Below are 14,457 nucleotides of genomic sequence, written 5' to 3'. Positions count from 1 at the left end.
CCTGCGTTCCGCGTTCGCTGGGCGTCAACGCTATCCGCTCGCATTCACCTGGGCGAGTCAGGGCACCTTCCCGGCATCTCGCACATGGCCCGCGTCGCCCCGCCCCTGCTCCGGCCCGCCCCACTCACTCCATCACCCGCGCCCGGCCGAGCTCCGCGAGGACCGCGTCGACCGTCTGCTCCACGGCCTGACCGGTCGTATCCAGCCAGAGCCCGATCGGCGGCGTCTCCTCCCGCAGCACCCGGTCCAGCGACTCGACCGTCCAACCGGCCCCGTAACCGCTCTTGCCCCGCCCGGCCTCCCGCTCGGCAACGACTCGCGGCTCGGGGGCGAGCACGACGACGTACAGCGGCCGGGTCCGTACGAGATCGACGTACGCGGCCAACTCCTCCCCGAGCACCACGTCCTGCACCACGACGGTCCAGCCCTCGTCCGCGTACGTGTCGGCCGTCATCGCGGACAACCGGTATCGGAGCCGGAGTTGAGCGGCAGCCTCCTCGTACGCCCCCGGCACCATCTCGGCCCGCCCGGACACCACCATCCGCCGGAAGACATCCCCCCGCACATGGACAGCGCGCGGCAGCCGCTCGGCGAGCGCCTGGGCGACGGTGGACTTACCGGAGGCCATCACACCGGTGATGAGGATGACAGCGGGACCGGGATCGGCAGCTTGCGACACGTTCGCGGTCAGCCCGCGACAGCGCCGGCCAGGAAGGCGGCCCATGCGTCGGGGGTGACGGCGAAGGTGGGGCCGTCGGTGACCTTGGAGTCGCGGACGTGGACGGTGTGGGGGCAGGTGGCGACCTCTACGCAGGCTCCGCCCTCGTTGTTGCTGTAGCTGGACTTGCGCCAGTCGTAGGCGACTTCGACGCAGGCTTCGCCCTCGTTGCCGCTGTAGCTGGACTTGAACCAGGAGAACTGGGGCCCGGTGGTCACAGTTGCCTCGCCTTCGTTTCGATGATCTCCGCCGATTTCCAGGGGTTGAACGCCTGGGCCCGCAGGATGCCGAAGAGGTCGAACGTGTCACCCACCTGCTCCGGCCTGGAGATCAACCTATCGCCGCCCTGGCTCTCCGCGAAGACCAGATTGCGGCCTTCCGCCGTACACATCAACTGCATCGGCCCGTTCAATCCCGCGTGTGTGTGCTGATCCGAGGGCATCACCTGCACCGTGAGGTGGTTCATCCGCCGCATGCACTCCAGCAGATGCAGCAACTGCTCCTTCAGCACCTCCGCGCCGCCGAGCGTCCGGTCCAGGATCGACTCCTCGATGACGAACCCGACGTACGGCGGAGGCGTACGCATCAGCACGGCCTGCCGCTCCAGTCGAGCCTCGACGTGCCGGACGATCTCGTCCTCGGTGTACGCGGGTTTGCGCGCCCGGTAGAGGGCGTACGCGTACGCCTCCGTCTGGAGCAGCCCCGGGATCAGCATCGTCTCGTACGCGCTGATGACCCGCGCCTGCCGTTCCAGCCGCGCCCAGTCCAGGAACTTCGCCGGGTACTTCTCCTCGTCGATCAGCTCGATGCACGCCTTCAGCGCACCGCCCGCGACGAAGACCCGGTCCGCGTCGGCCAGCAGTTCCAGCGACGGAATGCGCTCCGCCCGCTCGACCGCCCCCATCAGCGACTCCGAGATCAACAGCTTGTCCGCCGCGTCCTTCTGCGTGAGCCCGGCCCGCACCCGATGGATACGGATCAGTTCGCCCACGAGCCGCCGCACCTGCGACGGCTCACCACTCGTCCCCACAGCCACCACCACCCTCACCACATCCCGTCGATGTGGACCGCGTCCTCCTGGTCACGCTATGCATATGCCTGGATGCTTGAGGTCATGACGAGCAAGAAACTCCCCGAATGGGTACCTGCTGCCGGGCTCCAACTCCACCTGGCCGGAATCCACTTCGACGCCATCCGGCTACGAGGAGTTAGAGGCGAGGCAGTACTTCAGCACCTCGGGACGCTCACCGAAGGCGAACCGGGCCCGGTCGTACGGGAGATCGCGGGCGCCCGGTGGACGTACTTCCTGATCCCGCCCGGGTCGAGCAAGGAGTACGACTGGCCACCGGGCACCAGGTGCTTCGGGCCGGCTGCCTGTGACCAGTACGTAGGAATCCCCGCACCGGACGGCAACACGTACCCGCTGAGCTGGCGATGCGGGGCACCGGAAGAAGGGGAGTTCGTGGACGTGGAGCTGCTGTACGGGCTGGTGATGGCGCAACTGGCTCCGGAGGAGCCGTGAGGCGGACGGCGCCGCCCTCATCTGCTCGGCCTTCGACCCTCCCGGCCGTGTTCGCTACCGGTCCGGACAAGCCGCGAGCGCCGACGCCCGAAGCACACATCGCAGAAGCCGTACTGGTGTCACCGCGCACGTCATCCCGGCACCACGGTCTGGTCCATGGACGCAGTCCGCTTGTCGTGCCAGCGAGGCATCGGCGGCCGAGCTCAGCCTCCGGCCCCGGCCGCCACCGTCCGCAGGAAGTGGTCGGCGTCCTCGGGCTCGGCCAGATTGCCGAGCTCCAGCCAGGAGCCGTCCGCGAAGCGGATACGGAACGTGGCGAAGCCTCGCGGCTGCCCCGCCTCCGCCTCGATGCGCGCCTCGTCGGCCCTGAATTCCGCCACGACCTCGAAGTCGTTGGCCTTCGTTGCCGCAAGACGGCGACGCGGCGAGGCCGCGACACAGACACGGTCCCGGTCCAACAGGACCAGCCGTCGCGGACTGGGCGACTGCGAGAACCACCGCAGCAGCAGCTGACCTGCCGCCAGGTTCCAGTCTCCGTCGAAGACACCGTCCCCGGGCCCGCGGTCTCTGGACGGCGTCTCTCTTCTCCGGCCGGGCTCACTGCGCCGCGCCCGACCCTGGAGCATCCTGTCGATCCGCTTCCCGAGCATGTCGATCAGATAGACCGGGATGATGACGACACAGAACACCACCGCGCCCACGTACAGCAGCCAGTGGTGACGCCCTTTCAGCCGCCCCTTGCCGGCGGCCCGGTGTACGTCTCTCGGTGGCTTCGGTATGGCCTGGGGAATGCTGCACCACACCAGGGCCGACGGTTCAGCACCCAGGACCTTCTTGGTCCTCTGGTGCACCTTGCGCTTAGCCATGCCTTGATCGTAGGGCCCCGACCCGGATACGCCGAGGCCGCGGCCGGCAGCGGCGAAGCGGCAGGTTCGACGGGCGGGACACGGGACTCTGAGTGCAACAGCCTTTTCGGGTCAACGACTCGCGCCGGACGACCAGAAGGCCGACTGCCCCCGACTCCTCCGACTTCGGTCCACCAGGGCGGCCGGGTGCACCCGTCGGACAGGTCATCGCAGAGTTCTCGGCACAGCTGAGTCCCGCACTGAGGGATACGTTGCCGATGCCGCCGACTTCCATGGAGACGGTGGACCCGTCGGGGTGCTCGCCCCGGATCCGGGGCGTGTCGTTGTCGCGGACGACGCTGACGACGTGGAAGCCCTGCTGCTCCCAGTACCCGAACCGACAGCCGGTGACGCGCGAAATCGCCTGGTGCATCAAGACGGCGCTTCAGCGCTGCCCTTCATCGTAGGGAGGCCCACCGTAGGGCGAGTGGGAGCCGGGGGGAGCGGTCGGGAGGGGCGCATTGGCCGGGTGTGCGGACTGCTGGTGAGGCTGGGATTGCTGGTACGGGTTGGGGGACGGGGATTGGGGCGTGTACGCGGGTGGGGTGACTGCGGCGTCGGAATCTTCAGAACGGTCCTCGGCCGACCGCCGCCGTACCTCACATAATCGTTACGCTTGACCCCGTCGGCCGGTCCACTGGCAGTATTGAGCATGACACGCAGAACTTGATTGTTCGTCCAGTCCGGGTGCTTGGACCAGATCAAGGCTGCGGAAGCGGAAGTAATTGCAGTCGCGTCACTGGTTCCGCTTGTCTCGCAGAGCTCGGCCCCACCACCACATGCATGGATCACGCCCGTCCCAGGGGCCGAAAGATCAACCTGTGGCCCGTGCTGCGACGTCTTGTCCGTCGTGAGATTCTTGCCGATCGATGCCACTCCCACAACACCTGGGGTCCCCGCCAGGTACTCAAGCGAGTTGCCCTTGTCACCGCTATTCCCGGCAGCCGCGAAGACGAGCGAGCCCTTGTCGAGCGCATATTTCACGGCATCCGAAAGCTGTCGCGTTCCAACCTCGTTTCCTAGCGAGACGTTGATGACCTTCGCCCCTTTATCCGCAGCATAGCGAATTGCTACGGTCAGATCTCTGTTGAAGTTGGCACTGCCCGTAGCACCATTGACCTTACCGGAGTCATCCCGCAATCGAATCGGAAGAATCTTCGCGTCGGGTGCAAGGCCGAAGGCTCCGTCTCCGCCCCCAGATTCGCCTGTTCCGGCAATAAGACCCGCTATTCCGGTACCGTGACCGTTGCAGTCAACGCGTTCATCGCCAGAAGAGTCCGGCGCCAGATCCTTGCCCCTGAGCACTTGCCCCAGAAGGTCCGGGTTCGAAGAGTCCACACCTGAGTCGACGACTGCAACGGTCACCTTCTCACCGGTGCTAACTACCCACATGTCATTGGCCTTCATGGCATCCAAGTGCCATTGCCGGGAACGCACAGAATCCGCATGCGCGGACAAGGGGGTGACACCGACCAGCATCAACCCCAAGGCAACGGAAACCACAGTTCGACAGCGAGTGACTCCCAAGCTGCTGCTACGCATCCGATTCCTTCACATGTCTCTTGGCGATCAGTCGATGACCGGAGGCAAGACACGCCGGTCGCCCGTATGCCAGGTCGCCTCATCCTCTGTGACGTAATTCGGCCTCTCTTCGCCACGTCGCGACGGACATCGCCCTGGCGTTGCCGAGCGAATGCGCCCGCCCGTCCTGCCGGTCCGCTGGCACCCGCGACCTCAGCTCCCCGTACCAAACCGGTGCCACCTGGAGTGAAGGGGCGAGCACTCGCACGTCCGGGCTGCTGTGGGCGGCAGCCGGTCGCACCTGACAGACGTCTACTGCCAACGATGCACTTCTGGCCGCACCGATGCCGCTCATGCCCTGCCATGCCCCATTGACGCGCGGCTGGAGCAGGTTCCTCGCCATCGATTGCAGTGCCGTGAGAAAGACTGCCCGTCAGTCAACCGGAAGCCTGCGGAGCAAAAATGGCCGCCGACGATGTCGTCCCCGTCTGACGGTCGGCTGGCCGGCTTTGTTGTCTTTCAGCGCCTGATCAGTTCCTTGGCTCTTCACCGTATGGAGGTCCGCCGTAGGGCGAGTTGGAGCCGGGTGGGGGACCGAAAGCCGGGTGCGTGGGCTGATGTTGCAGCTGGGGTTGCTGGTACGGGTTGGAGTGCGGAGGCTGGTACGGGTACGCGGGTGGCGCGGCTGCGGGGGCGGACCCGCGGCGGCGGGATCGGATAGCCAGAGCGGTGGCCACTGCGCCGACGAGCACGGCTCCGCCGATACCTAGGCCGATCCAGAGGCCGGTCTTGCTGCTGGTGTCGCCGGATGCCGGGGCTGCTGCGGCGGGTTTGTCAGTGTCCTTTGAACTTCCGGTCGCCTTGGAAGGCTCGGCGGAGGGGCTGGGGCTCTCGGCCGCTGCGAGGTCAGGGAGCGGGTACACGTCTGCCGGTCCGGGGTTGCCCGGGTTCTTCAGCACAATACGGGGACGGACAGAGCCGTAACCCACGTAGTCATTCCGCTTGGCACCGCTGGTCGGACCACCGGCCGTATTCAGCATGGCGCGGAGGACCTGATTGTTGGTCCAGTCAGGGTGCTTGGACCAGATGAGGGCGGCGGATGCGGAGGCGATGGCAGTGGCGTCACTAGTTCCGCTCGTCTTGCACAACTGAGTTCCGCCTGTGCAGGGGTGGACCATGTCAATGCCTGGCGCCGTGAAATCGATCTGCGGCCCGTGCTGGGACTCGTCAGTCTTCTTCCCATCCTGGTCGATGGCCCCAATACCGACAACCCCTGGTGTACCAGCTGGATACTCGACCAGGTTGGCTCCGTCACCGCTGTTGCCCGCCGCAGCGAAGATCAACGACCCTTTGTCAAGTGCGTACTTCACGGCATCCGACAGCGCCTGCGACCCTGCGTGCGCGCCCAGGGATATGTTGATGACCTTTGCGCCTCGGTCGACCGCATACCGAATCGCCACGGGAGCAACTCGGTTGAATTCGGCATCCCCCTCTGCCTGGTTTGCACCAACCCCGGACTCAGGCATACGGACTGGGAGAATCTTGGCCCCCGGCGCAAGCCCGAACGCACCCCTCCCTCCGTTGCTCCTTCCCGTCCCTGCGATCAGCCCCGCCATGCTCGTACCGTGACCGTCGTAGTCGGTGTGCTCGTCACCTGCGGCATCCGGCTCCAAGTCCTTTCCCCTGAGCACCTGCCCGCCAAGGTCAGGGTTCGATGGATCCACACCACTGTCGAGCACGGCCACAATGACTCCCTTGCCCGTGCTCGTCTTCCACATCTCTTCGGCCTTCATGACATCGAGGTGCCACTGCATGGAGCGTGCGGTGTCGGCAGACGCGGGCATGGCGGCGCCGCCCATCAGAAGCAGGCTCAACGCGGCCGACGTCGCGGTTTGCCGTCGTGTTAGTTCCCAGCTCCTGATGCGCATCCGAATCCCTTATCAGTTCTGTGTTGATCAGTCGATGACCGGCGGGACAACCCGTCGTTCACCCTGTTGCCAGGTCTCATCGTCTTCAACCAGGTAGTCCGGCCGCTTTCCGCCTTCGTCACGCCCTGCCCCATTCGTCCGAGGGCCTTGAGGAGCGATCCCACCACCCCGTCCTGCCAGCCCTGCGCCGCGCTCCGATTCCCCCGAGGCGCCACCTCTCAGCAGACCTGACCCTCCAGGCGTGAACGGTCGGACACCCGCTCGGCCCTGCTGCTGGCGCCCCCCGACTACGCCACCCGCCTCGCTGGCCAGTCGACGTCCGCCGCCAGCTGAGTTCGGAGAGACGCCGGGACCAATCCCACCGCTCATGCTTGGAGCACGTCCCATGGGTGCCGAGCCGTGAGCGTTCTCGGTGCCCATGACCATCCCACGCGGAATACCGACCGCAGGACGGCCTGAGGTTGGGGGCACAACACGCCCGCCGGTGATCCCAGGCCCGGCGGAACGGCCCACGGGCCCAGAGGCAAGCGGATTCACACCCGGTGCAGACACCGGCGTACGTGGCATCCCGAGCGTTCTGCCTCCTCCACTGGTGCGGGGCGGTGCGGAGGGGCTGATATTGGGGACAGGCGGAAGTGTTCCCACAGTCGGCGGGAGGACGGTGTCCTGCCTGGGTCCGGTCGGCGGCAACACCGGGTTGGCCAGCGGGGTGGATGGAGCATCCGGCAGCACGGCCAGTCCGTCAATCCCCATGTCCACCGGTCTCGACGCGGGCGGCGACACGGTGTGCGAGGTCATGCCCATGCCCCCGAGCGCCGTCACACCAGTTGTTGCATCGGTGCTATGTCCCGATGCAGTGGTGGTGTATCCCGCGCCGCTGGCAGCAGGCCCGTATCCACCTCCAAGCGCGACGTGTCCGTCTTGTGCCCCGTCGCGCTTCTGTGTAGCCTGCGGCGCGATCACCTCCGGCATAGCCGGGAACACCGGCTTCTCCAGGCCGGCCATCTGCGTCGACGAGAAGCTGTACGTCTGCGCCAACTTCCGCATCTGCGCAGCCGCCTCTTCGCGGTTCTTCTCCCTCGACGCGATCAACGTCTCTGCTGACTTCTTCGCCACCGCCGAAGCGTCAGGATCGTTTCGTGCGGCGAGGGCGGCCTCCAGATTCGCCTGTGCGCCCGCCTCCGTCCGAGGAATCGACACCTGTGCCGACGCGATCGCGTTCGATGCCTCACCGAGCCACTTCGAGGCGCCCTCGCTGTAATCACCCAGGCGCAGCGTCGCGTTGGCCAGGTCCGCGCTCCACGTACGGAATGCTTCGGCGCCCTCGCCCTTCCACTCCACCCACTGCGGACGGACCTTCAGCTCCTCGGCGATCTTACGGATCTCCGACGCGGCGCTCTTCAGACGGTCAGCGGCCCCCTGGATCTCACCGCTGTGTGCCTGGTCCAGCCACTTCAGCATTTCCTCGTGAGTTTTTTTGTCAAAATCCGTACCCATGACGCCGCCTCTCTCCCCGCCCTCGTCCCTGTCCTTCGCATGCAGAGAACAACTCCACCGGCATCAATAGGCACGGCTGTCAGACGTGTCCCCCGGCTCATCCGACTTGGCCGGAGGCTTGTGTGCGCTCTTCGCAGCAACGTCCGCCGCGGCCTGTTCGGCCTTGTGGTGCGCCTCCGTGCTGCCCTGGATCGCAAGCATTCGCTGACGGACGTCCAAGTCGACGTGCTCGTAACCCTTGTGGGACGCGAGGACCGCGATGCTCATGCCCTCGATTGAGTCGGACAGCAGCTTAGACAGCCCTTCCAGCTCCTTGATGACCGCGGAGTACGAGCCGTGGAGAGCCTCGGCCTCTATCCACCCCTTCTCACCGCCGCCGAACTTCTCGCGCCCCATCGTGTCCTCGCCGACCTTCCCCGGACCGGCCGGAGACGCCTTGAGGTTGCGCAGGAGTTCGTCGATGCGGTCGCGGAACTTGGTGAACGACGACAGCTCGGTGAACAGTTCGTTCGCGGCGCCCGGGGCCACCGCCCCCATCCCACCCACGGCACCCACGAAACTCAGTGGATACGGCGAAGACTCCGCCCCCGGATCACTCTGTCCCACAGCAACCTCCCCCGTTTAGCAACAGCCGATTGATGCTTCGACTTCAGCCTCGGGGTTCACCTTAGTCACCACCGGTGACAGCGCGCATCTCCGGGTTGCACCTGCAACCCGGACCGCATCGGATCACGCCAACCGTGCAGGGCTCAGGACTTGGGGGCTGCCACCGCCGCCTGGGGTCGGATCGGGAGGCGGTTGATCGGGCGGCCGGTGGCGGCTCGTACCGCTGCGGCCACCGCGGCGGGGGAGGTCACCACGGGAACCGCGGAGGCGGGCTTGGCGCCGAAGGGGGCGACCACGTCTCGTTCTTCGATGAGTTTGACGATGCGAATGTCCGGAGCGTCCAGGGCGGTCGGCAGTGCGTAGCCGGTGAGGTCCTGGTGGCGGATGAGGCCGCGGGCGCTGCGGAGGTTCTCGGTGAGGGCGGCGCCGATGCCCTGGGTGATGCCCGCCTCGATACGGGTCGCCAGTTGGGACGGGTTGAGGACCCGGCCGACGTCCTGGGCGACCGCCATCTCCACGACCCGGACGGAGCCGAGTTCGATGTCCACGTCCACCACCGCGCGGATCGCGCAGAAGGCGAGGCCGACGAAAGCGTCGCCCTGGCCGGACTCGTCCAGGGGTTCGGTCGGGTGGGGGCGGCACTGGGCGGTGGCCCAGAGTTCCTTGCCGTCCATCGCTTCCGCGACGGTCGTGGACAGCACCCCGTCGTAGGAGGTGATCTTGCCGCCCGCGATCTGCAGCAGTTCCGTGGACATGCCGAACTTGTGGGCCAGGGGCTGGAGAAGCTGCGTACGGACCATCTTGGCGGCACGTTCCACCGCTCCGGCCGAGACCCAGGTGTGGCGGCCGTGCGTGGCGGGGCCCGCCGGGGGCTGGTCGGTGTCGACGGACGCCACATGGACCTCTTCGATGCCCAGGGTCTCCTGGACCACCTGGCGGGCGAGGGTCGAGAAGCCCTGGCCCGTCTCCACCGCGGCGCAGATGACCGTGGCGACGCCGTCGTGAACCCTGACGGTGGCCGTGGAGACCTCGTCGGCGCCCTCCGCTCCGAGCATGTGGACCATGCCCAGCGCATAGCCGACGCCCCGGCGCACCGCGCCGGGCTCACCCGCGCCCTCCGGGCCGCCGGGGAGCAGCCAGTCGTCCTCCGGGGCGTCCTTGGGAAGAGCGGGGAGGGGGAGGTCGCGTACGGAGGCGAGGAGTTCGGACACCGGTGCCGGGCAGGTCACCGTCTGGCCGGTGGGGAGGATGTCGCCGGTGGACAGGACGTTGCGCAGCCGCAGCTCGGCCGGGTCGATGCCGAGTTTGGCGGCCAGCTTGTCCATCTGGCCCTCGTAAGCCGCGCAGACCTGCATCGCGCCCTCGCCGCGCACATGGCCGGACGGCGGGTTGTTCGTACGGACCGCCCAGCCCTCGATGAAGGCGTGCGGGACGACGTACGGGCCACAGGCGAACGCGACCGCCGCGGCCAGCGACTCGGACGAGGCGTCGGCGTACGCGCCCGCGTCGAGCAGGATCTGCGCCTCGACCTTCACCAGCCGGCCCTCGGCGTCCGCGTGGTGGCGGTAGCGCAGGAGCGTCGGGTGGCGGTGGGCGTGGCCGAGGAAGGACTCCTCGCGGGTGGCGGCCAGTTTGACCGGGCAGCCGGTACGCAGGGCCAGCAGGCCCAGCGGGAGCTGGAAGCCGGGGTCCTCGCGGTCGCCGGTCGCGCCGGGGACACCGGTGACGACGACCTTCACCCGGTCCGGTTCCAGGCCGAAGCAGGCGGCGGCGAGGTCGCGGTCGGTGTGCGGGTCGGTGGAGGCCGTGTAGATCTCCACGCCGCCGTCGAGCCGGGGCACGGCGAGTCCGGCCTCGGCGCCGATCGGGGCCGGGTCCTGACGGCCGATGCGGTACAGGCCCTCGACGATGACCTCGCCGGTGACCTCCGGGTCGCCGTAGCGCAGCGGGATGTGGCGGATCAGATTGCCGTCGGGGTGCAGCGGTTCGGCCTCGAACGCCTTCTCCGGGTCGGTGACCGGTTCCAGGACCTCGTACTCGACGGCGATGGCCGCTGCGGCGAGCCGGGCCGTGTCGGGGTGGTCGGCGGCGACCGCGGCGATCGGCTCACCGTGGTGGCGGACCAGGTCGGAGGCGAAGACCGGACGGTCGACGACCCTGCGTCCGTACGCGCTCTCCCCCGGGACGTCCGCGTGCGTGATGACGGCCCGTACCCCCGGCATCTCGGCGGCGCCCGAGGTGTCGATGGACAGGATGCGGGCGTGCGGGTGCGGGGAGCGGAGGACGGCCGCCCAGAGCAGGCCCTCGGCCCAGAGGTCGGCGGCGTAGGGGAAGGTGCCCTCGGTCTTGGCGCGCGCGTCGGCGGGCGGGAGGGAGACGCCGAGGCCGAGTGCGGGCGGCTCGGTGTCGGGACCCTCGACCGATGGGGCGGTGATCCGTGTGCTGGTCGCGTTGGCAGCGGTGGCTGCGTCGTTGCTCACGCCATGCCTCCGTCCTGCGAGTGCGACTCGACACCACCGGCGCCGGCGGCGGCCTGATGCGGAATGCGAGCCTCGTCGGACTCCGGGGACGGGGAGTCCGACGAGGCGGGTCCGGCGCCGGCCTCGCGGTCTGCGATGACCTCGTTCACGGCGTCGAGGACGCCCCGGTAGCCGGAGCAGCGGCAGAGGTTGCCGCAGAGTGCCTGACGCGTCTCCAGTTCGCTGGGGGCGTGGTTGCCCTCCAGGAGGTCGTGGATGGTCATGGCCATGCCGGGGATGCAGAAACCGCACTGGACGGCACCGCACTTGGCGAGGGCGCGCTGGACGTCGGACGGCTCGCCGTTCACGGCCAGGCCTTCGACCGTACGGACCTCGCTCCCGGCCGTGGTCGCCGCCGGGACCAGGCAGGAGGCGACCAGACGGCCGTCCACCTGGACGTTGCAGGCGCCGCACTCGCCCTGCGAGCAGCCGTCCTTGGCACCGGCGAGGCCGAGGCGCTCACGCAGCACGTAGAGCAACGATTCGCCGATCCAGGCGTCGGTGACGGGGCGGTCGGCGCCGTTCACGTGCAGGACGTAGGAGGTGGCGGGGTGCTCGCTGGGGACGTCGAGGGGCTGGACTTCGACAGGGGCTTCGACAGGGGCTTCGACGGGTTGGGCTTCGAGGAGCTGAGCTTCGACGGGTTCGGTTCCGGGCGGCTCGGCCTCGTGGGATCGAACTTCGGAGATCTGTTCTTCAGGGGATCGGGCTTCGGCGGAATGGGCTTCGGAGGTCTGCGCTTCGGAGGTCTGCGCTTCGAGTGGTGGGGCCTCCGGCAGTGGCGCCTCTCCCGGGGTGCCCCCCAGGGGCGTGCCGGAGTCCGTGTCGGCTGTCGTACCCGGCTCGGAGTCGGGCGCCGCGCCGGTCGACGGCTCGGCCGGGCGCTGCTCGGGCCGACCGTCGACGTCGACCGTCGCGGCGGCGTCGGCGGCGGGGACCTGCGTGAGGTCCACTCCGAGAACCGGAGTGTCTCCGGCAGCGGGTGCGGGGCCGTCCTGCGCGGCGGCGACCGGTGTCTCCGATGCCGCCCCGGGGACCTGCGGGGACTCCCCGTACGCCACGGAAGACGTCGCGGAGGATGCCACGGAAGACGCCGTGGGCGTCGCGGAAGGGGATGCGGGCGCGGTCTCCGGGGGCGCCGCGGAGGGCGTCGTGGAAAGCTGCGCATCGGGTGCGGAATCGGCTTCCGGCGCGTGCTGCGGCTCGATGTCCGCGCCGGGGGCCGGCTCCACCGCGGGCTCGGGCCCGGCCTCGACCTCGGGCTCCGCGACCGGCTGCTGTGTCGCCCACGGCGCGGGAGCACCGCCCGGCAACGTGGCCGGAGGAGTCCGGTCCGCGTACCACTGGGATGCCAGGGCCGAGGCCGCGAACTCGCCCGACTCCTCCGGGAGGTCGCCGTCGGCGACCGGAATCGTCCACTGACCGGTGTGGCCGGACTGGCCCATGTGGTCAGCGGGTCCGGACTGGCCCGTGTGGTCGGAGTGATTGATGTGACCAGCCGAACCGCCGTGGCCGAGCGCATCACCGTGGCCGCCGTGGCCGAGCGCATCACCGTGGCCGCCGTGGCCGACCGGACCACCCTGATCACCGTGGCCGGTCGCACCACCATGGCCGCCGTGGTCACCGTGGCCGACCACACCACCGTGGCCGGTGTGACCGCCGTGGCCGACATGACCGCCCTGGTCGACATGGGCCGAGTGGTCGGCGTGCCCGCCGAACTCCGTGGATCCGGCGGCCTGCGCGGACTCGGTGAAGTTCCACTGGCCGGTCGCGGCCGGCGTTCCCGGGTAGTGCTCCTGCTGCGGGTACCCGTACCCGTACTGCGGCTGCTGGTTCGGGTCCGGCCAGTGCACCGCGCCGGGTTCCGGCTGCTCCGCTCCCGTACCCCGCTCCTGTCGGCCCTGTGGCTGTACGACCCAGCTGCCCGTGGCCGCCGGGTCGAGTCCGGCCGCGGGTGTCAGCGGCACGATCATCGGCGGTACGTAGCCGTGGCCGGGCGCGGCCAGCGGGATGTTCGCCAGGTCCTCCGGCGGCAGGTGGACGAACGCGGTCGCCTCGGCGTCGTACTCGCCGCCCTGCGGCGTCGGCTGCCAGCCCCCGTGCTGCGGCCGCTCCCGCTGCCCGTGCTGTTCGTTGTGTTCCTCGTTGCTCACGACAGTGCCCTCCCCAGCGCGCGTCGGGCCAGCGCGGCGACGGTACGCCGCAGATGCAGTACGGCGGGGGGCAGCGGTGGTGCCTCTCCCCCGTCGGCAGGCGGTGCCTGGTCCGGGATGCAGGCCGCGGCGACGTACTCGCCGAAGGCGGCCAGCGCGTCGGGGGCCAGGCCCCGCTCGCCGTCCCAGTCGATCAGTGAGGCGATCCAGCGTTCGGCCTCCAGCGGGCGCAGCGGCATCGGCGCGATGGCGCCGACCGCGCAGCGCACCCCACGCCGGGCCGGGTCGAGGACGATCGCGACGGATGCGGTGGCGCGGCCGGGACCGGTGCGGCCGGTGGCCTTCAGGAAGACCTGGGGGGCGTGCAGCAGCGGTACGCGGACGAAGCCGATCAGTTCGGCGGGTTCGAGCATGTCGCGGCCGGCCAGCAGGTGCGAGACCGGGATCTCGCGGCGGGAGCCTCCCGGGCCCACGATGACGAGCTCGGCCTCCAGGGCGGCGAGCACCGGCAGGGCGTCACCGGTCGGGGCGGCGGTGGCGATGTTCCCGCCGAGCGTTCCGGCGTTGCGGATCTGGGGCGGGCCCGCGGCGCGCGCGGACGCGGCCAGAGCGGGGATGAGGGCGGCGAAGTCGGGCCGCCCCATGCGTGCGTGGGTGAGTCCGGCACCGAGCAGGGCGTGGCCGTCCTGGTAGTGCCAGCCGCGCAGCTCACTGATCCGGCCCAGGCCGACCAGTCCCGAGGGGCGCAACAGCCCCTTGTTGACGGCCGACATCAGGTCTGTTCCGCCTGCCACAGGAACGGCGGCGGGCATGGCGCCGAGTGCCGCCACGGCCTCGTCGAGCGAGGCCGGCAGCGTCACCGACTGCGTCGCCTGCGGTGCGTGCGTGGTCAACCCAGCTGCCCCTTCCCGGTGTCCCGGCTGTCCGGCTCGTATCGCCGTACGGTACGTGCTCAAAGCCTGGACGTGGCAACTCTGGCACATCTTCCGATCGGACCGACGCGAGGGTCCACGAAGGGCATATCCGTCCCCGACCTGGGGGATGATCCCGATTCGCCCCTCTTCCGTGCGGAGTGTGAATCGCCGCTT

General features: G+C 69.0%; 12 protein-coding genes. 1 reads left to right on the top strand and 11 read right to left on the bottom strand.

From position 1 onward, the window contains the following. Positions 1 to 124: 124 nt before the first annotated feature. Genes ACIOHC_RS00395 through ACIOHC_RS00385 form a run of 3 tightly spaced genes read right to left on the bottom strand, consistent with a single transcriptional unit; the run spans position 125 to position 1,709 of the window. Positions 125 to 679 carry an AAA family ATPase gene (locus ACIOHC_RS00395; RefSeq protein WP_351073487.1) on the bottom strand — a complete coding sequence of 185 codons (555 nt, stop codon included), beginning with the start codon at positions 677 to 679 and terminating at the stop codon, positions 125 to 127. Positions 680 to 687: 8 nt separating this feature from the next. Then, complete coding sequence (locus ACIOHC_RS00390; protein WP_351073489.1) at positions 688 to 936, bottom strand: DUF397 domain-containing protein; 249 nt, start codon at positions 934 to 936, stop codon at positions 688 to 690. Continuing rightward, on the bottom strand, positions 933 to 1,709 hold the full coding sequence (locus ACIOHC_RS00385) for a helix-turn-helix transcriptional regulator (protein WP_351073491.1): 777 nt from the start codon (positions 1,707 to 1,709) through the stop codon (positions 933 to 935). Before ACIOHC_RS00385 ends, ACIOHC_RS00390 begins: the two co-directional genes overlap by 4 nt. A 123-nt stretch (positions 1,710 to 1,832) precedes the next feature. Here ACIOHC_RS00385 and ACIOHC_RS00380 point away from each other — a divergent pair, with 123 nt between their 5' ends. After that, positions 1,833 to 2,240 carry a hypothetical protein gene (locus ACIOHC_RS00380; protein ID WP_351073493.1) on the top strand — a complete coding sequence of 136 codons (408 nt, stop codon included), beginning with the start codon at positions 1,833 to 1,835 and terminating at the stop codon, positions 2,238 to 2,240. Positions 2,241 to 2,443: 203 nt separating this feature from the next. On the opposite strand, the gene ACIOHC_RS00375 is transcribed toward ACIOHC_RS00380, so the two are convergent. The 8 genes from ACIOHC_RS00375 to ACIOHC_RS00340 form a co-directional block, all read right to left on the bottom strand. Next, complete coding sequence (locus ACIOHC_RS00375) at positions 2,444 to 3,106, bottom strand: hypothetical protein (RefSeq protein WP_351073495.1); 663 nt, start codon at positions 3,104 to 3,106, stop codon at positions 2,444 to 2,446. Positions 3,107 to 3,517: 411 nt separating this feature from the next. Continuing rightward, the gene (mycP, locus tag ACIOHC_RS00370; RefSeq protein ID WP_351073497.1) at positions 3,518 to 4,687 is read right to left on the bottom strand and encodes a type VII secretion-associated serine protease mycosin; all 1,170 of its coding nucleotides are present in this window, start codon (positions 4,685 to 4,687) and stop codon (positions 3,518 to 3,520) included. Positions 4,688 to 5,196: 509 nt separating this feature from the next. Next, complete coding sequence (gene mycP / locus ACIOHC_RS00365; RefSeq protein WP_351073499.1) at positions 5,197 to 6,594, bottom strand: type VII secretion-associated serine protease mycosin; 1,398 nt, start codon at positions 6,592 to 6,594, stop codon at positions 5,197 to 5,199. A gap of 27 nt (positions 6,595 to 6,621) precedes the next feature. After that, complete coding sequence (locus ACIOHC_RS00360) at positions 6,622 to 8,091, bottom strand: translation initiation factor IF-2 (RefSeq protein WP_351073501.1); 1,470 nt, start codon at positions 8,089 to 8,091, stop codon at positions 6,622 to 6,624. 63 nt (positions 8,092 to 8,154) lie between these two features. Beyond that, positions 8,155 to 8,646, bottom strand: coding sequence for a hypothetical protein (locus ACIOHC_RS00355; protein WP_351073503.1), 492 nt, complete (start codon positions 8,644 to 8,646; stop codon positions 8,155 to 8,157). Positions 8,647 to 8,840: 194 nt separating this feature from the next. After that, a complete protein-coding gene (locus tag ACIOHC_RS00350) occupies positions 8,841 to 11,177 on the bottom strand; it encodes a xanthine dehydrogenase family protein molybdopterin-binding subunit (protein ID WP_401840743.1) in 2,337 nt (778 codons plus the stop codon). Next, positions 11,174 to 13,369, bottom strand: coding sequence for a 2Fe-2S iron-sulfur cluster-binding protein (locus ACIOHC_RS00345; protein WP_365689143.1), 2,196 nt, complete (start codon positions 13,367 to 13,369; stop codon positions 11,174 to 11,176). Before ACIOHC_RS00345 ends, ACIOHC_RS00350 begins: the two co-directional genes overlap by 4 nt. Continuing rightward, positions 13,366 to 14,262 carry an FAD binding domain-containing protein gene (locus ACIOHC_RS00340; protein ID WP_351073509.1) on the bottom strand — a complete coding sequence of 299 codons (897 nt, stop codon included), beginning with the start codon at positions 14,260 to 14,262 and terminating at the stop codon, positions 13,366 to 13,368. The genes ACIOHC_RS00345 and ACIOHC_RS00340 overlap by 4 nt, the downstream gene beginning before the upstream one ends. Positions 14,263 to 14,457: the final 195 nt, after the last annotated feature.

Origin of the sequence: Streptomyces sp. NPDC088252, assembly GCF_044740965.1 — a bacterium.
Classification (GTDB): Bacteria; Actinomycetota; Actinomycetes; order Streptomycetales; family Streptomycetaceae; genus Streptomyces.
Note: the sequence above shows the minus strand (reverse complement) of the source record. Positions and strands in the feature narration are given on the sequence as shown.